Annotated in this window: 20 protein-coding genes; 2 read left to right on the forward strand and 18 right to left on the reverse strand. The window is 42.0% G+C overall.

The window, feature by feature from the left end:
* Positions 1-22: 22 nt before the first annotated feature.
* From ABEW32_RS06385 to ABEW32_RS06455, 15 genes are all read right to left on the reverse strand, one after another.
* The gene (locus ABEW32_RS06385; RefSeq protein ID WP_430185779.1) at positions 23-1,129 is read right to left on the reverse strand and encodes a TolC family protein; all 1,107 of its coding nucleotides are present in this window, start codon (positions 1,127-1,129) and stop codon (positions 23-25) included.
* A gap of 264 nt (positions 1,130-1,393) precedes the next feature.
* Entirely contained in the window at positions 1,394-2,680 is a 1,287-nt protein-coding gene (locus ABEW32_RS06390; RefSeq protein WP_430185781.1) for a DUF418 domain-containing protein, read from the reverse strand.
* A gap of 217 nt (positions 2,681-2,897) precedes the next feature.
* Positions 2,898-5,714 carry a M14 family metallopeptidase gene (locus ABEW32_RS06395; protein ID WP_430185783.1) on the reverse strand — a complete coding sequence of 939 codons (2,817 nt, stop codon included), beginning with the start codon at positions 5,712-5,714 and terminating at the stop codon, positions 2,898-2,900.
* Between the two features lie 102 nt (positions 5,715-5,816).
* Positions 5,817-6,827, reverse strand: a complete 1,011-nt coding sequence (locus ABEW32_RS06400; RefSeq protein WP_430185785.1) for an LCP family protein — start codon at positions 6,825-6,827, stop codon at positions 5,817-5,819.
* 52 nt (positions 6,828-6,879) lie between these two features.
* Positions 6,880-7,578 carry an SGNH/GDSL hydrolase family protein gene (locus ABEW32_RS06405; protein ID WP_430185787.1) on the reverse strand — a complete coding sequence of 233 codons (699 nt, stop codon included), beginning with the start codon at positions 7,576-7,578 and terminating at the stop codon, positions 6,880-6,882.
* Positions 7,579-7,606: 28 nt separating this feature from the next.
* Positions 7,607-9,409, reverse strand: a complete 1,803-nt coding sequence (locus tag ABEW32_RS06410; RefSeq protein ID WP_430185789.1) for an acyltransferase family protein — start codon at positions 9,407-9,409, stop codon at positions 7,607-7,609.
* Between the two features lie 189 nt (positions 9,410-9,598).
* Positions 9,599-10,744 (reverse strand): hypothetical protein, encoded by a 1,146-nt coding sequence (locus ABEW32_RS06415; protein WP_430185791.1) that lies wholly within the window; start codon positions 10,742-10,744, stop codon positions 9,599-9,601.
* Positions 10,745-10,747: 3 nt separating this feature from the next.
* Positions 10,748-12,208 (reverse strand): sensor histidine kinase, encoded by a 1,461-nt coding sequence (locus ABEW32_RS06420; RefSeq protein WP_430185793.1) that lies wholly within the window; start codon positions 12,206-12,208, stop codon positions 10,748-10,750.
* Positions 12,198-12,908, reverse strand: coding sequence for a response regulator transcription factor (locus tag ABEW32_RS06425; protein ID WP_430185795.1), 711 nt, complete (start codon positions 12,906-12,908; stop codon positions 12,198-12,200). The genes ABEW32_RS06420 and ABEW32_RS06425 overlap by 11 nt, the downstream gene beginning before the upstream one ends.
* 254 nt (positions 12,909-13,162) lie before the next feature.
* Positions 13,163-14,248 (reverse strand): acyltransferase family protein, encoded by a 1,086-nt coding sequence (locus ABEW32_RS06430; protein ID WP_430185797.1) that lies wholly within the window; start codon positions 14,246-14,248, stop codon positions 13,163-13,165.
* Complete coding sequence (locus tag ABEW32_RS06435; RefSeq protein ID WP_430185799.1) at positions 14,232-14,711, reverse strand: MarR family winged helix-turn-helix transcriptional regulator; 480 nt, start codon at positions 14,709-14,711, stop codon at positions 14,232-14,234. Before ABEW32_RS06435 ends, ABEW32_RS06430 begins: the two co-directional genes overlap by 17 nt.
* Before the next feature lie 117 nt (positions 14,712-14,828).
* Positions 14,829-15,473, reverse strand: a complete 645-nt coding sequence (locus tag ABEW32_RS06440; protein ID WP_430185801.1) for a hypothetical protein — start codon at positions 15,471-15,473, stop codon at positions 14,829-14,831.
* Positions 15,463-16,092, reverse strand: coding sequence for an RNA polymerase sigma factor (locus ABEW32_RS06445; protein ID WP_430186162.1), 630 nt, complete (start codon positions 16,090-16,092; stop codon positions 15,463-15,465). The genes ABEW32_RS06440 and ABEW32_RS06445 overlap by 11 nt, the downstream gene beginning before the upstream one ends.
* A 92-nt stretch (positions 16,093-16,184) precedes the next feature.
* Positions 16,185-16,979, reverse strand: coding sequence for a protease inhibitor I42 family protein (locus tag ABEW32_RS06450; RefSeq protein WP_430185803.1), 795 nt, complete (start codon positions 16,977-16,979; stop codon positions 16,185-16,187).
* Between the two features lie 368 nt (positions 16,980-17,347).
* Positions 17,348-19,351, reverse strand: coding sequence for an S-layer homology domain-containing protein (locus ABEW32_RS06455; protein ID WP_430185805.1), 2,004 nt, complete (start codon positions 19,349-19,351; stop codon positions 17,348-17,350).
* A gap of 176 nt (positions 19,352-19,527) precedes the next feature.
* Between ABEW32_RS06455 and ABEW32_RS06460 the strand changes: the two genes are divergently transcribed.
* A complete protein-coding gene (locus ABEW32_RS06460) occupies positions 19,528-19,689 on the forward strand; it encodes a helix-turn-helix domain-containing protein (protein ID WP_430186164.1) in 162 nt (53 codons plus the stop codon).
* Between the two features lie 130 nt (positions 19,690-19,819).
* Positions 19,820-20,479 carry a sensor histidine kinase gene (locus tag ABEW32_RS06465; protein ID WP_430185807.1) on the forward strand — a complete coding sequence of 220 codons (660 nt, stop codon included), beginning with the start codon at positions 19,820-19,822 and terminating at the stop codon, positions 20,477-20,479.
* 137 nt (positions 20,480-20,616) lie between these two features.
* Here the strand turns inward: ABEW32_RS06465 and ABEW32_RS06470 are convergent, their stop codons facing one another.
* From ABEW32_RS06470 to ABEW32_RS06480, 3 genes are all read right to left on the reverse strand, one after another.
* The gene (locus tag ABEW32_RS06470) at positions 20,617-22,098 is read right to left on the reverse strand and encodes a glycoside hydrolase family 32 protein (RefSeq protein WP_430185809.1); all 1,482 of its coding nucleotides are present in this window, start codon (positions 22,096-22,098) and stop codon (positions 20,617-20,619) included.
* Positions 22,099-22,109: 11 nt separating this feature from the next.
* Entirely contained in the window at positions 22,110-23,345 is a 1,236-nt protein-coding gene (locus tag ABEW32_RS06475; RefSeq protein ID WP_430185811.1) for an MFS transporter, read from the reverse strand.
* A 198-nt stretch (positions 23,346-23,543) separates the two neighbouring features.
* Positions 23,544-24,527 (reverse strand): LacI family DNA-binding transcriptional regulator, encoded by a 984-nt coding sequence (locus tag ABEW32_RS06480; RefSeq protein ID WP_430186166.1) that lies wholly within the window; start codon positions 24,525-24,527, stop codon positions 23,544-23,546.
* Between the last annotated feature and the right edge of the window lie 228 nt (positions 24,528-24,755).

The raw sequence follows: 24,755 nt of genomic DNA on the forward strand, positions 1-24,755 counted from the left end.
CCTAAAATGTATTTTTTAAATCCTACACGCTCCACGGCTTGTTCAAAGCATGTTGCAGTAGCGTCATTTGAACAACAAGTTCATCCATATTTCGTTCAATTTGCTTTACTTTCAACTGATTTGTGGCGACCTCCGTACCCGTGGCAAATCCACGTTCCTTTTTTCTACGAGATATGTCCAACACTTTATGAGTGTTCTGTAGATTACTTTGCATTTGTTCATATTGTTCTTCATTTTGTTGTAGATTAAAGTACATACTTTTCAGTGTTTCTTCCAGTTGATCTTTGGTATTTTCCAGACCGCCTTGTGCTGAATCTACATCTATCTGTTTAATTTCATAGTCATCCGTTCCTGAGTTCCAGGTGTAATATTTAATTTCCATTTTTGCTAGCTTGACTGCCTCCTCCTGTCTCCATACCGAAGGACTCGCCGAGATGGCACGCGACACCAGTGTATCCAGATTCGTGTTATATATTTTTCGGTAAACGGGTCGATCCATCAGCTCATACACCGTCCCTTGCGGCTGTCCCATTTGCGTGTTTAGCGATTCTCGCGCTTTTTGCAGTGCAGTCTTTGCAATGTCTACATTTTTTTGAGCTTCTATACGAGTCTGAATAATCGTGCTTCGATCACCTGGAGAAATTTTTCCACGGTTGGCCTTCGCTTCAGCAGCCTTTTCTTCCAGTAGCGCGAGCGAAAGTGCATCCTCACTACTCTTGACTTTGTTATCAGCCAGAAGTACGTCATAATAATTCTTCATGGCAGTGTAATCAGCCTGATCTTGGGCAAGTTCGATTTTCCTTTTGGATTCCAAATAAGAAACTGTCGACGAGGCATAACCCTTCCAGGCTGAACTACTAGCCGCATCTTCTTCACCGTTGCCTTGACCTGCCGGAATGAAATCCAGATTCTTGCTTGCATTTTTCAGCATAATCCGGTTACGATCTATCGTTTGCTGGGCTTCCTTCATGCTAAAGCTATTGGATCGCGCCCATTGCTGGGCTTGGCTGAGTGTTAATTTCACATTCGCTTTGGCAACCTGCTGCGCCTCCTCTGCTTGGACAAAGGACTCTGATAAAAAACTGGTCGACAGGGCTAATAGTAATAAAATTAACATATGTTTTTTCATAGAACTGCCCTCTTTCCAATTTTTATATATTTATATAATTCCGTTGTTATATGAACTTTATATTTTAACGTGCGGAACGAGCACTTTCGACTCTTTAATGTTTGTATCCCCCTATATCCGCTGACGGATCTACTCATCAGTTTGATTGATCAAGTTGTAAATAAAATCTCACAACGGACGAAACTGGTTATCGCAAAAAACAACCTTACTCACAGCTGATTACCAGAATAAGGTTGTTTGTAAATAGAGTTTCAAGAAGGCTACTTACTTTACTGTTTGTGAGACTGGCTGGGTAGGACTGAACAATCGGTCAAAGCGGCGCATCAATCCTTCAAGCGGACCAACAGGACGCTGAGCAATCATTAACCCCAGCAGTAGTGTTGCAACTGCAATCATTATGTCAGCGAACGGAACTCCCTCCAGACTGTGCCCAATCTTTGTCAAATCAAGAATCCAAACGACTACAAACTGAATGGCATACATGGTCAGAGCCACACGTCCGACTGCTGCGAAAGGCACTAATACAGTAGAAAATCTCTTTGCCACGAAGCATGCCAGTCCCAATACTAGGAGTGAAATTCCCAATCCAATCAGCGTTTGGAATGTCGAAGCGCTGTGCGGAGCCGTTCCCAAGAGTAATTGCCACATCGGTGTTTCCGTATTAAGCGGCCAAATTGCATATTCATCCGGTTGTACAGGAGCAGTTCCTAGGACACTTATCAGCCATTGTTCAAAGTGAAGCCTCCAATTTGGAAGTATAAAAGCGGCCAGTGCTTTGCCAATAACAAGCATAACGATACCGCTGCCTGCGAGTGAGAGAGCTGTACGTAAACTGGTGAGGTTAAAGCGGCCAATGGCCATACCAGCAACAAATGCAGGGGTCAAGGCGAGAGCAGACATCGGTCCTCCCGCGATATCACTAAGAAGATAAGCTTTCGAGAAAAGGCTTGAGCCAAGAATCATTAACGGCGGGGCTGTCACGAGCAAAACTGCTGCTGTTGTAACAATGGTACGGGTCGAACGGCGAAATAACACAAGGGCCAACACAAACATCGCTGCATAGGCAGGCAAAATGATGCCATATGAAGTGTTCAGCATAATTAGAAAATAACCAATAATATCAACAAATACGGCACGAGCCAGCATTCGCGCACGAAAAGCGACCACCTCTGCTCCCCGATCCATCATACGCTGTCCCATAATAGAATAAGAGATACCGCCGCACAGTACGAATAATAAGGTGGTCGTTCCGGAAACAAGGGCAGACACGCTTGGATTTGACCCAAAATGCTGTAAATACATTCCCAGCACGGCCAGCCCTCGTACTGCATCAAGCGCAACGAGACGTCCTTTGATACTGTGTGTCTTTCTCCGTGGCTCTGTCACAGAGCTTTGGGGAAGATTATCGGTTTCTGCACTGTCGTGAGATGAGGTGATCCCTGGTGTGTCCACTGCTTTATTATCCAGGTTATTAGCAACCTGATCTTCAATTTTTGCGTCTCCCTCATATTCTCTGACCGATCTGCTTGTCAGTTTGATGCTGCTTAGCAAATTGCATTCCTCCCTAAAATACTGAATATATACATTCCATAGTCCCTGTTATAAATAGGCTTCATGTCATGCTATAATCCAAATATAGCCTCCAGATGTCGCTAAAGTTTGATCAAGTTGTAAACAAAATGTCACAACGGACGAAACCGTTTTATCGCAAAACAGCCTTATTCGCAGTTGATCACTCGAATAAGGCTGTTTGCAATATCATTAAAATTTACTCGGATTTTCCAGGTGAGGCATTGAAAATCGAATTGGCCAGTAGTCGGAATTGCTGCTGTGGGTGAGCTCCATTGGTTAGATCGTTAGAGAAAACTGTAATATTCTTTTTATTTTCCTTATAGGTAAAAGCCAGAATCTTTCCTCTGGCAGCATCGTGACCTGGCCACCAGCCTGCTTTGAAGAAGTTTTCTTTGTTACTAATGGTTGCAAGAACTTTTGCGACTTTAGGTAGTTTTGTAATGTAAGAACCTGTAACGGTATAGAAGTATTCTTCGTTATCGTAAGGGGCTGTAATCACGTTATCCTGTTTGACATTCGCCAGGAACACCCCTTCGTATCTTTCCCATGTCGGTCCAGCAAACGCAAATTGAGGAATCGAGTTTTTCACGTTATCCATGCCCATATTTCCATAAGCAATGTAAGGCTTTCCTTTCTCGACAAGTTTATCGGAATCGAATGTATTCACCAGCACATCGGCATGTTGCTGATCATCGGTTACTTTAAAACCGAGATTTTTGAGCACATAAGCTGGTTCACCAAGAGCGGCTACCGTAGAAGGTTTAAGAACTTTGCCAACAGGTCTATTATTGCCGAATGCCGTGACATCAAGATAATACTTCGAGGCCAGCGGGTGCAGATCATCATAGGCCACTGCAAAGTCACCCGCTTCATATCCTGTTCCGCTTTTGGATAGCATCGTAACGACTTTGCCGGATTTAAGCAATTCATTAACGGTTTTGATGGCATCGTTATTGGTGTTGCGGATTAAAACATAGGCAGAATCATTTGGTATTTGTGTTGCCGGAATCGATACGGAAGTCACCAGAGAAGTTTTGCCAGCAAACACTCCGGCTTCTCTAACCACATCACGTTCAAATCCTCGCATGACTGGAAAATCTTGTACAATCTCGCCAGCTACGGAAGCATAATCTGAGACGTTAATACCGTCATATAAAACCATGTTTGCAATGCCGTGTTTGGCCTGGTGCATATTTATGATAAATGAACCCGCAGGGTAGGTCTTGCCAGCAACGCTCACAGCTTCTGTCGAGCGTTCAACCGTTACTCCATTGCGAATAAGATATTCAATCATCCGGTAAGCTTCTAACGGATTTTTTTGAAGACCTTTATCGGTCGGCAACACGTAATACTCAGGGAAAAAGTTCTCATTACCATGACGAGGGCGGCCGATGATCTGATTTTTTGCATTGACTAGATACCGATCTACGGCATGATCATCTATATTATTAACTCCACGTTCATATACTTTTAACTGATTCAAAAATAACTTTTCTTTCTTTTGCATAACAAAATCAGTTGCAGCAGCGACACTATAATACAGTGCTTTGGTCGACTCATCATTCAATTCAGGTATTTCTAGCGTATGTCCCATTGCACCATGATGCATGGCGAAGACGGCTGTATAGGCTGGGGACGCATCATCCCATCCCGATGCAGTTCCTTTGGAAACATATTTAGGATTTTCGACCGTTTTCCGATGTTCTTCATAAGGAATATGGTAGTAATCATACTTCGTGTTTGCGATCCCTGCTTCACCCATCACTTTGGCCTGTTTTACCATGTTATCCATAAGCAGATCGTACTCAATATTCGGATCGTGAGGCGGTGTGGTAGGCTCGATCAGAAAATTCTTATCAAACCCGTGCAGATCCAGGAAAGAAATCGGCGACCACTTGGCGATTTGCTCTGTGATGCTGCGTGTTTCAGGCTGGGTTTGATATGAATTATCCCGATTCAAGTCAAAATATTCAGCATTATAACGGTCGGTATGAACCCTTCCATCCGGATTTTCCGTATACAGGAACAGGAAAAACACATGTTCAAGCGCATCATCCATATTCAGAGTTACCGTACTCGATTTTCCATTGGATGAGGTGGTCTTGTACGTAACATTTTTATCGAGAGCCATGGTCTTAAAATAATTGATAATCGTATCAAAGCCCGGCGCTTCATTCGGATGAATATTGTTGATCCAGATGGGCACTTGATAATCTCGGAATGCACCGGATTGAATATCGTTCTCCAGCTTTGCAGGATCATTCAGCATGGCAGGATGAGTTACATTCTGATATTTGTCAATCGTCGCTTGATCTTTGGCAACCACAGTCATATAAATATCACGGCCTTCAACGGATTTGCCGATCGACATCGTTTTAATGTATCTGTCGTTTTTTCGAGCTGCCTGTCCCGTAATCGCATCAATCTCAGGCTTCAGTTCATCATAGGTACGGAAGCTGTCGTACGGGACCAACTTAATGGGAGCCTGGGCAACAGTTTTACCGTTGACTGCTGCAGCCAATTCATAGGTTCCCATCAATGAGGCGTACAGTGGACGCTGCAGACTCGGTTCGGCAAGATTCTCCGTACCGTAAGTAAGACCGAAATTGATATTGGCAGTGACTTCTCCATTTTCTGCTTTGACCTGAGTAACGGTGATAAAGGGGGCACCATTATAATCGTGATTCTTATACGATTTCCATTCCGATAATGGCTTGCCACCATAGGTCCAGCTTATTTTCTTTATATTGATACCCTTCGGAAGCTTAAATCTAGCTTTAATGGTTCGTTTCTTCGTCATGGATGCCACATGGTTATCCAATTTCAGTGTCGGGGTATTTTTAGCCTGCGTTGAGATTGTTTTTGTTGATTGACTCTGTTTATCGTTCAACAACGTGCTTTCTGCACGTTGTGCAACATCAGCCATAGCCATGTGCGGAGCAGTGATCTCAAGAAGCATGGCGGCGGATATAGTTAATGCCAAGCAGAACCTTACGATCGGTTTTGTACCCATTCTTTTTCCCCCTATTTTATAACCGGAAGACCATGTTGTGCTCACAAAAAGCATTTAACAGACTATTGTCCGGCAAATTATGATTTTATATATTGTCTAATTCTATTCCAAATCTGTTTTTTGCTTCTGCCCCAAAGAATTGTCTGTAATCGAATGAGAAGCGTCAGAGTTTATGATACTTTGCACAAACTGCTTCAAGTCAGTTCGACTTTTTACATCCAGAACAGCCGCTTTGCCAACATATGTTTCTTTTAATAGCTTCATTGGCGGTATTTGTTCATTTCCGTTTAATGTACTTTGATACCCTACTGAAGCCAAATTCCACATATCAGAGACTGACAAATTGGTATCGATATACGGACTGATTTCCTCTAGAATAGAGGGGAGTTTCATAATTGAAGTCGTTGTTTTTACCTTCTCAGCTAATGCCGTAATAAATTGCCGCTGTCTCTCTGTTCTGGAATAATCGGACATGGCATCATGACGAAAACGGACATATTGAAGTGCCGTTTTGCCATCGAAGTGCTGCTGTCCTTGTTTTAAATGAATATCATACTTATGCTGGTCGGCTTTGCTCTCATAGTACATATCCTTTTCGACAAAAAAATCGAGTCCGCCTACCGCATCCACGAGTCTAATAAACCCTTGGAAATCGGTATATACATAAAAATGAACAGGCACCCCCAGCAATTCGCTGACTGCTTTCATCGCCGTATCTGGCCCATGCGTAACAGCGGTATTAATTCGATTTTTGCCATACCCGGGGATATCCGTATATGTGTCCCGAAGAATCGAAAACACATGAATATGCTTATTGATAGGATTTAACGAAACGACCATCATGCTATCGGATCGGGGTACACTACCCTTGTTGTTCTCGCGACTATCTACGCCCATCAGCAAAATATTGACAGGTTCGGTTCCCTCCCATTCCGGGGCTTTCAGAACTTCGACTTTATCAGTACTCACTTTTACCAATGGGGAGTTCTCCGGTGTTTTGCTAAGTCCTTCTAACCCTTTGTAAATGGAGAAGAAATAATAAAAGATAAAGCTTACAGCAGCGACCCCAAGTAACAACGTTACAATCAATATCCTCTTTTTCCTCTGTGTCATGTCATTCTTCCTTTCTAGATGTATAGACGCGCTTGTCCTGTCCCTTTCTGTATTAAGATTTTTGTAAGGCTGCTACGAGGAGTGAAGTGTAATATCGGCTACCATCTGGTTTTAAATGGACACCATCTCTATAAAAGTATTCATCTTTGCCTGCACTGGCCGAATACCAGTCCACTACGCTGACGTTGCTAAATTCATCGGCGACCTGTGCAATCGTCTCATTCACCGCATCCTGCCAGCCTTTCGGCACCCGCGTTGTCACCAAGATTACCTGTCTGGCTCCGGAAAGAGATTGCAGTACGTCGTGCAGTTGGTTTTTGCTAAACGGACCGTTGGTACCGAGTTCGATAATGACCTGATCTCCCAGCTTGCCTTGGACGGCTAATTCATTAATGACTTTTACCGCTTGAGACATCTGTCGACCAACCTTGCCGTCAACCGTCATATTCGGAAGCTGTTCTTTTAAATAAGGCTCAACTCCGACCGTAACCGAATCTCCAATCATCGTAACGCCCTCGCCAGTTAAGGAAGCGGATGGTTGAGCTTGTTTTCCTCTGGTGCTGGAAGCCACACGCTTTTGTGCAGCAGGCTGCATCGCATCAAGCTTGTATAGAGAAGAGTCCTTGCTGCGGGATTCGTGATCATCTGAATTTTGCTTTGCATGCATATGGAGACCTATGGCTCCTAATAAGATAAGGATAATCATAAATCCCCATAATCCGCTTACCATCCATCCATTTTTTTTGTTCATTCCTAGTTCATCCTTTCCTTTTAACATGCTAGTAGGTTTTATCTTGTTTGATAGCATCAATCAATAACGAGGCATAATACTGAGCGCCTTCTGGTTTCAGATGAACACCATCAGCATAAAATAGGTCGTCCCGGTTTTCGCTGGCTGAATACCAGTCGATAAGCCGGACATTTTGAAATTCACCAGCAATCTCACGTAGATTGTCATTTACGCTATTCTGCCACCCTCTCGGTACTCTGGTTGTTATCAGATAAATTTGCTGGGACTCCTGCAGTGAAGCCAGCAAGGACTTCAGTTGACTCTGGTTAAAGACGCCATTGGTGCCGAGTTCAATAATAATTTTATGGCCAAGCTTGTTCTGTGCCTGCAGGTCATCAAGCACACTCTTCGCCTGCGACATTTGCCGTCCCACCTTACCGTCAATGATGATACCGGGGAGCTGCTTTTCGAGAAACGGGGCGGCATCCAGAATAACGGAATCTCCAATCGCTGTAACCCCCTCTCCTTCTGCGGAAATACCTGTATTTTCAGCAGAAGGATTTTCATCGGAACAGCTGCTTTGCAGCTTTTCTGTCTGGATGGGTTCCCGACTTACAGCTGCTGACGCATCAGACACAGGATCTGGTGAGTCCGACTTCCATGATGTCAAGACTAGAATGATGGCGATAACAATGACGACCAGGCCTAGTTGGCTACCAGCACCTGACCTGCGGAGTGATTGTAGACCGCTCCAAAAGGTCCCGCGACGGATGGGCTCTTCGATGTATCTGTAAGAAAGACCTGCCATTATGAAACTGGCTATTACCTGCAGAGCCATGCGCATATAGCTGGCATCCTCGGTATTTACCACTGGACTGGATAAAATAATGACCGGATAATGCCATATATACAGACTGTAAGATCGCTTACCGATCCAGCTTAGAGGCCGGCAACCAAGCCATCGTTCCAGTCGGTTGGCCGGATGAACCAGTACAGCAATAACAATCGCCGTAATGAGTGATAAATAAAGAAAACCGCCGCGATATAGCGAATCATCATACTGGTTGGTCTGAGCGATCAGGATAAACAGCATTACCATGCCCAGCACACCAGTCATATCCAGCATGGTCCGGGACGAAGAAGATACATTGTCGCTCAGTCTCCAACTGGGCCAGACTACCGCCAGAGCCGCCCCGACCAAAATGGCAAACGCCCGCGTGTCCGTCCCGTAATACACCCTACTCGGATCGGTTCCGGGTTCATATATCACGGCCATTGCTATGGCGGATACGATGGCGCAACCCAGAATGTATAACATCAGTCTGCCTCTTCGCGGTGCAAAGCATAGACCAATCAGTAGAACAAGCGGCCAAATGACGTAAAACTGTTCCTCAATGGAAAGTGACCAGAGGTGCCCAATTGGAGAAGGCGGGCCAAAGCTCTCAAAATATGAAACATGATGAAAAATGAGATACCAGTTGTTTACGTAAAAAAGCGAGGAAACAAAATGGCCTTCTAATGCCTGCAATCTGGAGAAATCGGTAATTAAAAGCCACAATGCCACTGCAGTCAGCATAAAAATCATTGCCGGCAGTAGTCTGCGCATTCGTCTGATCCAGAATTGCAAAATGGAAAAACCGCTGCGCGTCCTCCATTCGAAAAGGATCTGATCCGTAATCAGATATCCTGATAGAACAAAGAAAATCTCCACCCCTAGCAGCCCGCCCTCTGCCCATCTAAAATGAAGATGATAAGCAATAACAGCAAGCACAGAGATGGCCCTAAGCCCATCCAGACCGCTCATGTAACGTTTAATGGGTTGATTTAGATGCAGATTCGGCTTTTCATTCATAATGGTCCATTCCTTGTCCTTATAGGCTAATGATCTTGCTTCTTTACTATAGAAAAAAGATGTCGCGAAAGTTTGATCAACATGTAAACAAATTGTCACAACGGTTGCAAAAAGAAAAACCTTATTCCGGCTGAACAACCGAAATAAGGTTTTTGATTTATACAAATATGAATATGGTTATTCTCATCGCTATTTCAGCTCAATGATCAATGACTCCTTGCTAGGAGAATCCGTTGGTGCAGTCTGCGAAGAATCCAACTGTTTTTGTCCTTGAAGTAGTACACTTTTATTGTTCAGATTCCAGTACATAGACGTAGGCACAATTCCGCGATACACCGGTTCCTTATACAGTATATTTCTTCCCTGCACCTTGGCTACGTAAGTGACATTTTGGTCATATACGGTGTATGCAATATTTTTCCTGTCAGGCGAGAATTTAAAATCAAACACTTTTTCCAAAATGACGGAAAGCTCGCCGTTTCGCCGATCATATTCATACAGTGAACTATCCGTTCCGAGAAACACAAACTGGTCGTTATTCATCCAGGCTACTGAATCTCCACCAATCTGACGCTCGTATTGAAATTCAATATTCTTCCCGGAAACCTTCCCTAAGGCTAGCACTTTTTTCTGACCTTGTTTTGCACCAAATAATTGCAGCAGTACGCTGCGGCCATTATTTGCAATGTCGGCACTTAAAAGCGAGTCTTCCTTTAGGATATCTTTTAACTGATATTTCGCGGAAGTTTGAGAACCCATATCGTAAATGTATAGACTATCAGCTCCATGATCAGCCTGGTTTTCTACCAGGTAGCCGATATACGAACTGTTGGCCGACCAGGAAACATACTGTACATAAGACTGGTTACTAGTGCTGATCCTGTCTATTTCCTTTTCCTTGCCATCTTGCAAGGAAATAAGCTTTAAGGTTGTCTCCGAGGAAGAAGGGGAAACTTCGCAAATATATTTACCATCGGGAGAAAGTATCGTATTGGAAGTTACCTTGCCGATTCCGGGTATGGTCTTGCTCTGCTCATACGGATAAGTTAAACGTTCCAGCGTGCCTCGCTTCAGTATGGTCATAGCTCCGAACGATGCGATGACGGCATCTCCAGACGACCAGCCCAGTAGTTGCCCCGTATTCGCAAAACGATCTGGAAGCCGATATATTTTTTGGACTTGAAACGGACGAGAGCTTTGATCGGTACTGGAAGCTTCATTGCTGTCGGCGATGACGATAGTCTCAGTTTTTGGTTCTGAACCGCATCCTGACAACAGTAATATCACGAGAGATACGACCAGCGGCATTACAACATATTTATATTTATTGCCCATTATTTATTCCCCGTTCCCCGCGGTTTTCAGCGCTTTAAATTCCACCGTAACGACGGTTTCATTATGCTCGTTTGTAATCAAGATGGAACCCGAAAATTCCTCGACGATGGATTTCACAATGCTAAGCCCCAAACCTACACTGCCTTCTTCTACGCTGTCGGAATGCGCCAGATAAAATGGCTGTACCAGACGTGACAGATATTCTGCCTCTATCGGATCACTTGGATTACTGAAGCTCAATCGGATATTTTCTCCTGCTCGCACTGCTTTTACTGATACTGTCGAAAGTGGCAAGCTGTATTTAATCGCATTATCTATCAAATTAATGAACAACTGTCTGATTCTGTCTCGATCGGCCAACATGATCAATTCCTCATTAATTTCATATTCAATAGTCTTTTTATAGCGCTGTGCCCGGATTATCATCGATTCACACACATCCTGTAGGATCAGCCCGATATCCACCCGTTCAAGCTCTTGAAGCATGATATTTTTGCGTGAAACTTCCAGTAGTTTTAGCACCATCGCATGCAGGCGCCTGCTCTCCTCGATAATATGATTCATTCCTTTGTCAAAAAAAGCACGGTCTTTCTCACCGTTCAGCCTAATCAGCTCCGCATATCCCAGAATGGAGGTTAACGGCGTTTTCAGTTCGTGAGTAACATTGTCAAAAAAAAGCTTTTCCTGCTGGTGAAGCTGCTTCAAATGATCGCGGTCCTTCTCAATAATATGGATTTGTCTGCTAATTTGATCAATCATATCGTTAAAATTTTCAGCCAATCGGCCGATTTCATCCTTGCGTTTAAAACGAAGGCGGATATCCAAATTTCCGTTTTTCACTTCGGAGGAGGCCTGCGTCAGTCTGGTCAGCGGGATGGTAATATGCCTGGAAAGTATATAGGAAAATATAAAGGCTGCCGCAAAAATCGCCAGAGCAATATAAAGGGTTATTTGTCGAATCTGTCCGGTTTGTTCGTAGAGTGAGCTGAAATCTTTGTAAAAACGCAGGATGCCAACCTTTGAGCCGTCTATAACAACCGGATAGGAGAAAAGGACCGTTGTCTTATTACGATCATAAGTAATGCTGTACGCTGTATTGCCATCAATCGCCTGTTGCAAATCGCTTTGCATTGGCTGCTGAAACATGGAGCTGTCTAGGGCATATTGTAATTTGCCTTTTACCGTATACACGCCAATACTGCTGTCCGTGGTATGGCTCAGATCAGTTGCGATCTCCTGGGCAATTTCTCCAAAATACAGCTCATTACTGCTGAAATGGTTAATCAGAAAAGCCTGGCGCACATACACGTTGCTGTTATTCTTCAGTCCGACCAGTTCGGAGGTAACCAGATTCTGATTGCTTGTCCTGATAAATTCCTTGACTGTCTGATTAAGCACGACAAAAGAAAGCGAAAAAATCAGAAAAAAGCCGATCAGAAATTTGATACTGATTTTACGTATCATGCTTGTCCACCCATTTTTCAAATTTGTACCCGATCCCGAAGACGGTAGTAATGTATCCGGTGACATCCAGCTTTTTGCGAAGTCTCTGGATATGCGTATCAACCGTACGGGTATCTCCGGCAAAATGATAACCCCATACCAGATCAAGCAGTTCGGAACGTGTAAATATTTTGCCCGGATGTTTAACCAGCATCATAAGTAGGTCAAATTCCTTGGGGGTCAATTCAAGGGGACGGCCTTCTTTTTGGACAAACCGTTCTTCTTCAATCACTTCAATATTTTCAAAGCGAATGACGACTTTCGTGGCTTCTTCCCTGTCCGGGCTGCTCGCCTGCTCCACTCTGCGCAAAATGGTTCGAATGCGCGCAACAACTTCGCGCAGATCAAAAGGCTTGGTAATATAATCATCAGCACCGAATTCAAGACCTAGAATTTTATCGGTAATATCCGATTTGGCCGTAATCATGCAGATCGGTATGTTATAGTACGTAGTTACCTTTTTACAAATGTCTAGACCGCTCTGATCAGGCAGCATCCAATCCAGCAGCAGCAAATCGGGCTGAAACGACTGTAGTTCTTCCATTCCCGCTGCTCCACTGGCCGCTGTGCGTGTCTGGAACCCCTCCATAGAAAGCCCGTACGAAAGCAAGTCGGCAATCGGGGCCTCATCTTCGATAATAAGAATCTTTGCTTTAACCATTGGAATCCTCATCTCTATTTTTAATACAGCAATTTAAGACATCGTACATTATATTAGTCATTCAAAGGAAAACAATCAAATATATATTGTAAAGCATCGCACCTACTATTAGCATATAATCCTACCATTTGTGCTATAAGAAGCCGTGAGATTATGACAACAAATTTATCGCTTTGCTTATATGACTTTTGTTGGAACAAGCCTAATGATATTTTTGATTTCATATTTAAGCTCTTATCTAGATAAAATTATTATTACAAGGAAATTCTCCTTGCTTTCAATCGATTCCACAGCCACGTGATCCCGATACTACATAGAACAACCACTATTCCCACTGGAATAGTAAGCCCAGCTGGCAAGCCACCCAAGCCAACCATTTCTTTTATGGCAACCGAATAAGTAATTAACAACCACTGTATAATATATATTGTATTTAAATTTGACGAAATATATTTGACTATGTTCTGCGTTCTACCCTGCACAATTTTTGAAATGAAATAATACGCAGAGATTGAAATACCCAAAATACATGTTATCCATAATGTACTGAAAAAATTTTGCTGATAGTAATATACACTTACAAAAAATCTTTTGATATCATAGCCTAAAGTAATAGTTCCAACAGATATTCCCACCAGGCATACTACACTAATCATCAATAACGTTTTGTAAAATGTCTGCTTATCTGCCACCCGACGTAGAATGCTTGCAAAGCAGATGCCAAGCACCGGATAGACCAGCCACAATGCCGTTGGAAATGAAATATATTGATTAGTATAGAAAAGCAAGCCAAATAAATATTGAACAATTTTCGGTGCAGAATCAAACAATCCAATACAAACCGTTCCTATAGCCTGTAGTAAAATAGCCACGCCTAGCAGCATCCATTTATTCGTTCGTAGTTTCTTCATCAACGAAACGATAAGGAATGTCATGCCAGCAAATTGCAAAATATCAATCGTTCCAATCGTATCAATCAAAGGCTTCTTATAATCCGTTTCAAGGGACAACATATTTGAGATAATTATTAGCAAGGTCTCACGGAAAAAATTAAGTGCATATCCCATGATGATTAACTTCAAACCTCGTCTAGCAAAATCTGCTGAAGAATCATGTCTTGTGTAAACCATTCCTACTCCCATTGCAAACATAAACATTGGTGCAGCCATTGGTGCTCCTATAAATTGAAGAAACAGATTATAAGCGCTGTCAGATCCAACACTATGATCGCCCATAATGTCAGACACATGGATAATTACCATGAAAAATACTGCCAGCGCTTTTGCAACGTCAAATTCCAATTGTCTTCCTTTATTCAGCTCTTCATTTTTTATCAACATGATCCACCTGGTTTCCGATATGTATACTATCCACTTCTTTTCGTAATGCCTTCATGCCTCTTTGAAACAATGTTATGAATTGATTACGTTCTTCTATGGAGAAGCTTAAAAACACATTCATTTCTGCCTGTCGCAGTGGATTTATGTTGTTCTCCACAAAAATTTTACCTGCCTCCGTCAATATCAGTTGCTTTCGCTTTTTCTCTCCAGAAATTTGGGCCAAAATAACATATCCTGACTTCAAAAGAGAATTGACTGCTGTGTGAATGGTTTGTTTCGAATAGTACCAACTATTGCACAAATCATTTTGTGTGCATGGCGACGGAAATGTGCTTATTGCGTACAAAACCCAAAGTTCCGTCTGAGAACATCCGATTTTTAATGCATAGTTCCTATAAATATCATCAGATTCTTTCTCAAGACTATTATAAACTTCAATTAGTTTTTCCACAGATTTTTCCATAATAGTGCGTCTCCTTTTCATTAAAATAGTCCGTAAACAGACTACATCATGATAGTCTGTTTACGGACTAAAGTCAATGTGATTCAATGTTATATTTGTGCAGCTGAATGATTTTAATTATCGCACGGACTGCACCATCTTCAGCATCTCTGATTCAGTTACCGCATGGTCGATTTCCAACGAATATGAAAAATGATCCAATTGCCAAATCGCAAGACTATATAATCCCTTGTTTCCTTTCATGGTTACAATATGAGAATCTGTACGGATTTCCTTTACATTTTTGAATTCATTATAGTTCCCGCTTACATCCTTATTACCTTTGTCCATTCTAAAAGTAACAGCCTTGTTTTCTCCTGAATAGACTGTTTCAGCCATATTACCCCCATAAAAAAAATAACTTGTTTTATCTACGGTAAACGGAAAATGACTGACTTCCTTTACCTGATATCCCACATTTGAAGATAGATCTTTAATCGAAAGTTGATCCGGGGAACCTTGTGTATCTAATGGGGGCGTTCCTTGTGTATCCAACGGTGGAGTTTCATTGTCTACGTCAGAAATATGTGGGAGCGCAAATACAACTCCAATTAGAAACACGAAGCAGGCTGCTACGTATAAGCCCCTTTTACTAAAAATCTGAAAGTTCCATTTTTTCTGCTTTGTGTCAAAACATATCTCGTTTACTTTGTCCATAATTCGACTATGCATCTGAGGCGTAACTTGAACCCTATTCATGATCTCCTGATATTTATTCCTCAAAGTCGTATTCCTCCTTTAAAATAACCTTCAATTTTTCCCTGCCCCTGTGTAAGTAAGAACGAACAGTGGCTTCCCTCTTTTCTAATACATTAGCAATGTGCATAGTTGAATAACCCTCCTGATAAAACAAGTGCACCACCTCACGGTAGTTGGGGGGCAAGCTTTGGACAGCCTCCCAGACAAAATGTAAATCGTGCTCTTCCACAGCAACTAGCGTTTCATCGAGCTCCATAGCCCCACGCTTTTTGTTATAAGAGATTTTATTCTTACTTATGTTAATAGCAACCCGTAATAGCCAGGCTTTCTCATGTACAGAATTCTCAAATTGTGGAGCGGATCTGATATATTGAATCAAAGTATCCTGCAAAACATCCTCTGCATCTGTGATGCTGTACAAATAGGAATAAGCCAACCGTAAAATGGAATTTCCATGCTCCTCCAGTAACCATGCCGCCTTTTGGTTTACGTATTCCTGTTGTTTTGCTGCAATATGAAGATTCGTGATCTCTCCCGCATGATGCCGTTTTTCTTTTGTAGCAAATTGAACTATCGACTTCCATATATATAGAAGAAAATGATTTAATAAATAATTAAAACCATTAACACCCTGCTCAACCATAGTCAAGCGATTACCCCCTAGCCTTTATGACCCATCTTTTTTTATATCAAGAAAAATAGATGGCAGAAGCCATCTATTAACTAAAGACCAAATTATTTAACAACGATTTTATAGGTTTTCGTTTGTCCTGGATCAGCTTTGGTGTCCCAAGGCTGAGCATAGGAAAACTTTAATGTGTAGGTGCCTGGTTTACCCGCAGTAAAGGTCCAGTTTTTTTGCGTAGGAGCACCATCAACATTATCTTTAGCCTTTATCTCTTTTTCGTTTTCGGCAATTAGCTTGATCTCTTTACTGTCAGTTGTGTAACTCCAAGCATAACCAGTAGACGCGTTCTCTTCCAACGCGATATTGAATTTTTGACCTTTTTGTACTGTATTGACGCTATCGGCTTTTAATATTACAAAGTCACTGGCTTTTGAATTAGAAGCTGTTTCTGTCACCTTAATGGTGTAGGTTACTGTCTTCGAAGCGCCTTTCTCCCATGGCCGCGCATAGGAAAACTTCAATGTATAGGTGCCCGGTTTGCCCGCTTTAAAGGTCCAGTTTTTTTGCGTAGGAGCACCATCAAGCTTATCTTCAGCCTTTATTTCTTTGACGCTTTTGGAAATCAGCTTGATCTCTTTACTGTCAGTTGTGTAACTCCAAGCATAACCGGTCGTCGAATTCTCTTCCAAGGAAATTTTAAAGGCTTCACCTACAGTAACTTCCTTTATTTTTTCATCTTTGGCAGTAGAACGGTTATTTTGTGTAACATCCTTCTTTATGCTGCTTTGTCCTCCCGGATGATTAGCTCCATTTGCAAAAGATGTACTCATAAATCCGACACTTCCCACGGATAAACAACCAGCCAAAGAAGCTGCGACTACTATAGTTTTTGTAATTTTCATACGTAATCCCTCCACATCGTAAAATTGTAATTTGGAAACTCTCACGAGAAAGTTTACTTTCTTGTTTGTTTTCCAGCTATCCTATATACAAATCAAAAGACGGTATTGTTGCAACGCTCCATGATTTTTTTAAATATTTCTCTGAAACAAAGTCAAATATTCATGAAACAACCATGATAGAATATCTTATTTCCGCTAGGGAATGCCTAATCATCGTTCATTCAGATACTTGGACGTATCTAAGGAACGTGATTTAGGCTGTTTATAAGCAAAAACACCCAAGTGGAGTCTTAATTTCCAAGTGGGTGTTCATTCATTGATATCGATCTACCGGTTTTAGAATTCAAATTTTATTGTTGACTCTTTTGCTACTCGTTTTTTGCTGCGCTATTGAGAGACATCGAAGCAGCTGCGATGTCTCTTGCTGCCCAATAGCTATTCGGCACATCCTTCCAAGCTAATTGGAACTGCCCATTTAGCGGCTTGCGGTTAAGTGCCTGATTTAGGAGGACGATCGCCTCTGCGCGGGTCAGCTCCTGTCTCGGATGGAAAGTGCCATCAGGATAACCATGGATGTAACCTGCACCCTGTGCGGATTTGATAGCCCAGTCATACCAGCTGAAGGCTGTATCAGCGAAGCCAGCCCCTGGCGTAGTTGTGGTTGGTTTAAGCCACAACAGTAGTGCCGCCATCTCTCCGCGAGTTACTGGTTGCTCGGGCTTAAACGTGCCATCAGGATAGCCGTTCATTAGTCCGAGCGTCGACACCTTCGCAATGGCTTTCGCTCCCCAGTAGTCTTTCGCCACATCTTCATACCTGAGTTCGTTCGCGTTGTCGGCCTTACTGCCTACCACTCGCGTTAAGATCGTCGCCATCTCGGCACGCGTGATGGACTTCTCTGGCTTAAACAAGCCACCTTCAAGACCAGAAATATATATGCCATCAGAGTACTCAGAGGCCAATTTTGATTTTGAATCGGTAGGTGAAGGATTCTTAAGATCGTTATGATGCTTAGTTATAAATGCTTCGACAGCTTCCATTACCGGCTTCGCATCAAATACACTTTTGCTTGCATGAGGACCATGTGTAAAATAGCGCGAAGTGACATTTTCATCTCCAATAAGTTTTCTGGCTTTCGATTCCATTACATGGCTTTGCATAGCTGGTACAGTCTGATCATCTTCGCCGTGGGCCAAAAACAATGGTGGAGCATCGGCTGTTATTTGATAATAGGGACTGGCTGACTTGATTAACTCAGTATTGCCGATATTTTTAGAGCCCAACAAGGCATACGCAAAAAGTCCGTTTGTATTTGTCGGTCCGAAATAGGAGACCATTGCTTGCACATCGCTGGAGTATCCCGCGTTACCCATATTGAGGTCTTCATAATTCGGATTCCCGTTGGTTGTTCCCAATAGCGTTGACAGATGACCGCCCGCCGATTCGCCCATCGAGACAATATAATTTGGATCCAAATTGTATTTTTTTGAGTTGGCACGTATGAAACGAACAGCAGCCTTCAGGTCATAGATATCCTGCGGAAAACTACCTTGTATATCGCCTTTACCCATATCCTGGGACAAGGTATATTCCGCATATACAACTGCATATCCTTTCGACACCAGATAATTCATCGTATTGCTTATAAAAGCGGATTTTCTGTTAAGGCTGGTCCAGCCTCCGCCATGTATCCACATAATAACAGGAAATGGCCCTTCTCCTTTAGTAGGCACTTCGATATCTACGTAATTGTACTTTGTTCCGTTTTCGACTGTGGGAATATCATTGTATCTTTTGGTCTCTACAGGTTTGTAAGATTCATCTTTATCCGAATAAGTCTCCTGCGGATTGCCAAGAATCCAGGTGACATTGGTCACTTTGAATGAACCGAAAACACCAAACGCAGTCAAGACATTTGTGTTGTTCGTAAACAAGGCTTTGGTTCCTTTGAACTTGGCAGTCACAGACTCACCATTGAAAGTCAATTGAGAAGCATTTGCAAAAAACATGTCTCCCAAATTCGTGTCTGTGAAAGTAACAAGTTCTTTTGCAGAGCCAACATAGTTCGGGAATCCCCCGCTCACATCAAACTTGAATTCATTGCCCCCATGATTCCCCCTCGCAACCATCAGCGCCGAAATAGGCATAACACCACCGAAACTGCCTTTTTCCAGCCGTTTAAAAGTGAGTTCAAACCCGACAATTTTTTTGTAATCTTTTGGATGTGTGATTTTAGGATCAATTAGAAATAGACCATTATCGTTTTTTTTAATCGAGGACGAGGCGGATGCCGCACTCTCAGCATATACACCCACTGGTATTAGAGACATCAGGAGAGCGAACGCAAGAAGAAGAGACATTTTTCTTTTCATAATTAATACCAATTCCTTTCTGCTAATATACCAATTTACTTTGAAGAAGCAACTCTTCCTAACTAATGCTTTTTACATAACTCCACTAAGGGCCAAAAATTCCCAATGAGCGAAGACTTCATATTGGAAAGATTACTCTTCAATATGATTCATTGACAGTGTCAAGGGCGGATGATGTGCAGACATTGCCGCAGAAAGAGTTCTATTTGTTGTACATGTTGCTATCTTACCCAGACAAAATTTTCACCCGGATTCAGTTGATGGACGAAATTTGGGGAATGGAATCTGAGACGAAAGATGTTACACTCAATGTCCATATCAACCGGCTAAGAAAGTGATTCAGCGATTATCCGGAATTCAAAATCATTGCGATCCGAGGCATTGGTTATAAGGCGGTTAAACACTGTGATTACAAGGAAAATCAAATTTAACAAAAAGGGTTACTTGCGCAGCTTTGGTTTGACTTTCATGTTTACGTTTATTGTGTTGTTTATTATGCTTATATCCATTTTTCTTGCGATGGTTATTATCGTGCTTCTTGCATGCCTTGGACTTTACTCGCCGACTATAGCAGACACCCCGGATTTAAGAAATGGGGTATGGCTTATTACTTATTTTGGAACCGTAAGTGTGCTGGTCAGTATCTTGGCCTCGCTTATTTTTAGCGGAATTCCCCTCTCCCCCATCCGAGAAGTCATTCGTGCTTCCCAAGAACTTGCCAAAGGAAATTTTGCTGTCAGGATCAGTCTCAAGGGACCAAAAGAGTTGAAAAAATTGAACAAAAGTTTTAACCATATGGCAGAAGAATTAGGAAGTATTGAAATGTTGCGTTCCGATTTCATTAATAATTTCTCACATGAATTCAAAACTCCGATTGTTTCTTTGAGGGGATATGCGAAGGTATTGAAAAAAGACAAATTACCGGACCATGAACGTAATGAATATTTAGATATCATTATTCATGAATCGGAACGTCTTGCTGAACTGGCCACAAATGTCCTTCAATTAACCAAAATTGAGAGTCAAACTATTGTTACAGAGAAGACACTGTTTAATGTAACTGAACAAATTCGAACAGCTGTCGTATTGTTGGATTCAAAATGGTCCGACAAAAACATGGCGGGATAATCAGAGTTGCAAAATCCGATGAAACGGGTACAAGAATTGAGGTAATTCTTCCTTTAGATAGGTAGGGCATATGCTCAAATTTCAAAAGGTTGCTTCCTAAATCATTCAATGACTCAGAAAGCAACCTTTTCATCGAGTTATTCAGCTTGCCAGATATCTTTCAATTTCCAGTATGTCAACCCAGTAACTAGAGCCTCTCCGCCCTCTGTTATGATTTCTATGCCTAGCAATTTCTCATTCGGATAGATGCGACTTGTCATCGTAGCTTGCCCTTCATTCGCAAATATTTCAATGGATGAGCGATCCAGATATACATGCAATGTCAGCTGCCCTTCAGCATTGAAGGCTGTTTGACGTACTCCATCCGTCTTCTTACCTGACTTTGAACAATTAAGCAAAAGTTTCTGACCTGGGATAGAATAAGTGATAACCGTCTCCTCTTCACCTGTTCCGCGAAGCTTCAAGCCTACCAGGTCTGCACTTGACTTTGTCAAATCGAACACAACCTTCACTTCAAGCAGAGCCGCTTCAACTTCTGACAAGCTACTTCCAGAAATAGCGCGATTCTGGTACAAAACATGTTCGCTTTGACGAAGCAACTTTATTTCCTCTACTGGATTCATTAGCAATTTATTATTGGCACCCAGCGTAATTACACGTGGGATCGTCAGCGCTCCGGACCAGCCGTCTGCTCTCGTCGGCATATCCGATTCCCACATATCCATCCAACCAATCGCAATGCGGCGACCTTGATCATCTAGCAAAGTTTGAACTGCATAGAAGTCATGACCATTATCCAACTCGATGAACTCTCCATGCTTATATTCATTACTTTCATAATTATATTCGCCAACATAATATCCCGTCTGGAACAAGTTATTGTACTTATCTCCTTGCGCATCAATACCTTGTGGGGAGAACATAAATATATGCTTACCGTTCAGTTCAAAGAAATCAGGGCACTCCCACATGAAGCCCATATTTTTATCTCCCTGCAAAAGCACACCGTGATAGGTCCAAGTTCTAAGATCAGGAGATGTATATAAAATAACACGCGGCAGATCTTCTTTCGTGCTGTTACCTAGGATCATGTACCATGTATCCCCATGCTTCCATACCTTCGGATCACGGAAATGCTGGGAGCTATCTGTCGGAGGTTCAGCGATTACGGGATTCTGCCCTAGTTTTGTAAAATGAATGCCATCTGTGCTTACTGCCACATTTTGATTTTGGAAAAAGATATTGTTTGGTTGATCAATATAGTGATGGCCAGTATAGATCAATGTCAGTTCGCCGTTATTATCTACTGCGCTTCCTGAGAAGCAGCCATCAAGGTCACACGCATCTCCAGGTGCTAATGCAATCGGGCAATGCTCCCAATGTACAAGGTCTTTGCTCTTCACGTGGCCCCAATGCATTGGACCCCAGTTCTCATCATAAGGATGATGCTGGTAAAAGGCGTGATATTCACCTTTGAATTGAATTAATCCATTTGGGTCGTTAATCCAGTTTGCTGGTGCCATAATATGATAACCTAATCGGTACCGCTTGTTCATCTTCGCTTCTGCCTGTTTCAACGCTTCCTCTGCTTGGTTTGTGTTGTTATTGTATGTGTTCATTTGTCTTCCTCCTATGCTGTTTCAATATGCTTGTTAGGCTTGGGGACCAGCTTTTTCGGTTCTTTCTTTAAGGTAAAGATTGAGATTGTTGTAAAGGCAAATACGAAAACACCCATAATCACGTACGTATTTGCAAAGCCTCTAATGTCATAAGACATACCGGCGATTGGCGAGAAGATCGAAGCTCCTACCTGACTCGTAAACTGGTATCCCACCAGATACAAGATCGAAGAAAGACGCGTATCGAAATTTGCAGCCAAGTATTTAAATACGGAGATCAGCATGATTGGCAGTTCCAATGCGTGAATCAATTTCATAGCTGAGATACCATAAGGTCCAATAACTAAGCCTGAACCCATGATCCGGAACGCCATCAAGAATCCTGCCAATATCAGACCCTTTTTTGCCCCAAATTTGTTGACAATGAAAGGTGCTAAAAACATCATGCCTGCTTCCAAGAATACTTGTAGGGAATTTAAGTAACCGTAAACTTGATTGCCTAAAGCAACCGTTGAGAACGTGGATGAAAAGTAATTCGGGAACTGCTGGTCATACACATTGTAAATACAGGTAACACCAAGAACATATAAAATGAAGAACCACAAATGTTTATTGGCAAACAAATGTCCGATTTGCCTAAAGTTAACCGATTCAGCTCGCTCCATCTCGGAATCTGTCATTTTAACTTTAATTGTCATCATAATAATAAACAGAATGACAGCGGATACTGATGCAATCCAGAAGTTAATGTTAGGGTTGATATTGAAGAGCTGACCAGCGAAAAATGTTGCTGCTGCCCAGCCTAGCGAGCCCCACATACGAGATTTTCCGTATTCAAAGTCATATTTTCGGCTGACTTTCTCGACATAAGATTCGATAGCTCCGATTCCTGCCAAAAAAGCAATACCCAAGTACAATCCACCTACAATGGCGCCCAGAAATACATTGTATTGAAGTAACGGCCCATAGATAAAGATATAGAAAGGACCGACAAATAAGAGTAATGAACTGATTAGAAACAAAATATGCTTTTTTAATCCGATTTTATCAGATATATAGCCATAAAGCGGTTGCATACATAGTGCAAAGATAGCGTTTACAGTAAAGATAACACCTGTTTCAGCACCATTCAGACTGATTTCTTGCCCTAGCCAGATGGAGAACAATGAATAACTTGCTGACCAAGTAAAGAAGAAAAAGAAGAAATAGGCACTTAGTTTCCAGTACATGCTCTTTGACTTTCTCATATCGAACGCTCCTCTAGTTGAACATTTAATGTAAATGAAAGCACTTTCGTATTTACAGATCGATTATATGTCAACCGTTTTCATATGTCAACCGCTTGACATATTTTCAAAAGAAAAAGAGCTCTCCTCTTTGACTTCAGCTACTCTAACAAGGATAGCTCTACCTTTTATCACAACGCTGAAACTATGGAAATTGTATTAAGCTGTACTAGCTTTAATCAGTTTCACTGGTAGATAGGTTTCTCGCGGGACATCACTGAAACCACCTTCAATTTCTTTAATAAGTAACTCTACGGAAGATCTCGCAATCTCCTGTATTGGCTGCTGAATTGTTGTTAATTCGGGAAGAAGATTGCGAGTTGTTTCTGTTCCGTCATATCCAACTACTCGAATATCTTCAGGAACGCGTCTTCCTCTTCTTCTTGCTTCAGCAATAAAAGACGCAGCCACCAAGTCATTACTCGCGAACAATCCATCTACCTCAGGATGTTCATCGAGCAAGCGTTTAATCGGTTCATCGTGTTTCTGTTGGTGAAAGGGATCATGTACTTCATAGGTAATCGCCTCTCGGCCATACTGCTCCATCACATCTTCATATGCTTTTCTTCTTAAGCTTGCCGGTGTTTCCAATTCAACAGGGCCATTTATGTGCAAGATATGCTTGCACCCCTTTTCAATAAGCAGCTCTGACGCCAATTTTCCACCCATATAATTATCCGATCCTACAACTGGAATTGAATCGGAAAGAAAACGATCGATCGCAATGACGGCAATATTCTTCTGTTCATAATTTACGATACCGCGGTTGTGTGCACCGACGATAATACCGTCAACCTGATTTCGCATAAGCATATCTACATAAGACTCTTCTTTATCCAGCTGATTCAAACTGTTACAAAGCAATAACTTATAGCCTAATGACGCACAAATATTCTCTATATGAAAAGTCAGCTCTCCGAAAAATGGGTTGCTTGTAGTTGGGATAATTAATCCAATCAGATTTGTTCGTTTACTAAATAATGACCGAGCCACATCATTAGGAAAATAATTTAGCTCCTGCATCGCTTTATGAACTTGGTCCTTCGTTTCTTGACTGATATAGCCACGATTATTAAGTACGCGAGAAACCGTAGTCGGTGAAACTCCAGCTAATTGTGCAACATCATTAAGTTTTGGTTTCATTGATTCAACCTGCCTTCTCTCCATGCCATTTCTCCAATTATCCTATTATTTTAACATGGTTAAACGCGAAAAAACATGTCTCCAACATTCCGTGCTGTATATGCAATGACATCAGTTAATCATTGTTGTTTATCATATTTCAATAATATATGTTCCTGCCTCTCCTTAAGAAAGGACTGAATAACGAATCCGGATGGGCTGCTCAAGCGGATAAAGAGAATATGCCAA

The sequence above is a fragment of the Paenibacillus jamilae genome (genome assembly GCF_050482105.1).
GTDB lineage: Bacteria > Bacillota > Bacilli > Paenibacillales > Paenibacillaceae > Paenibacillus > Paenibacillus jamilae_B.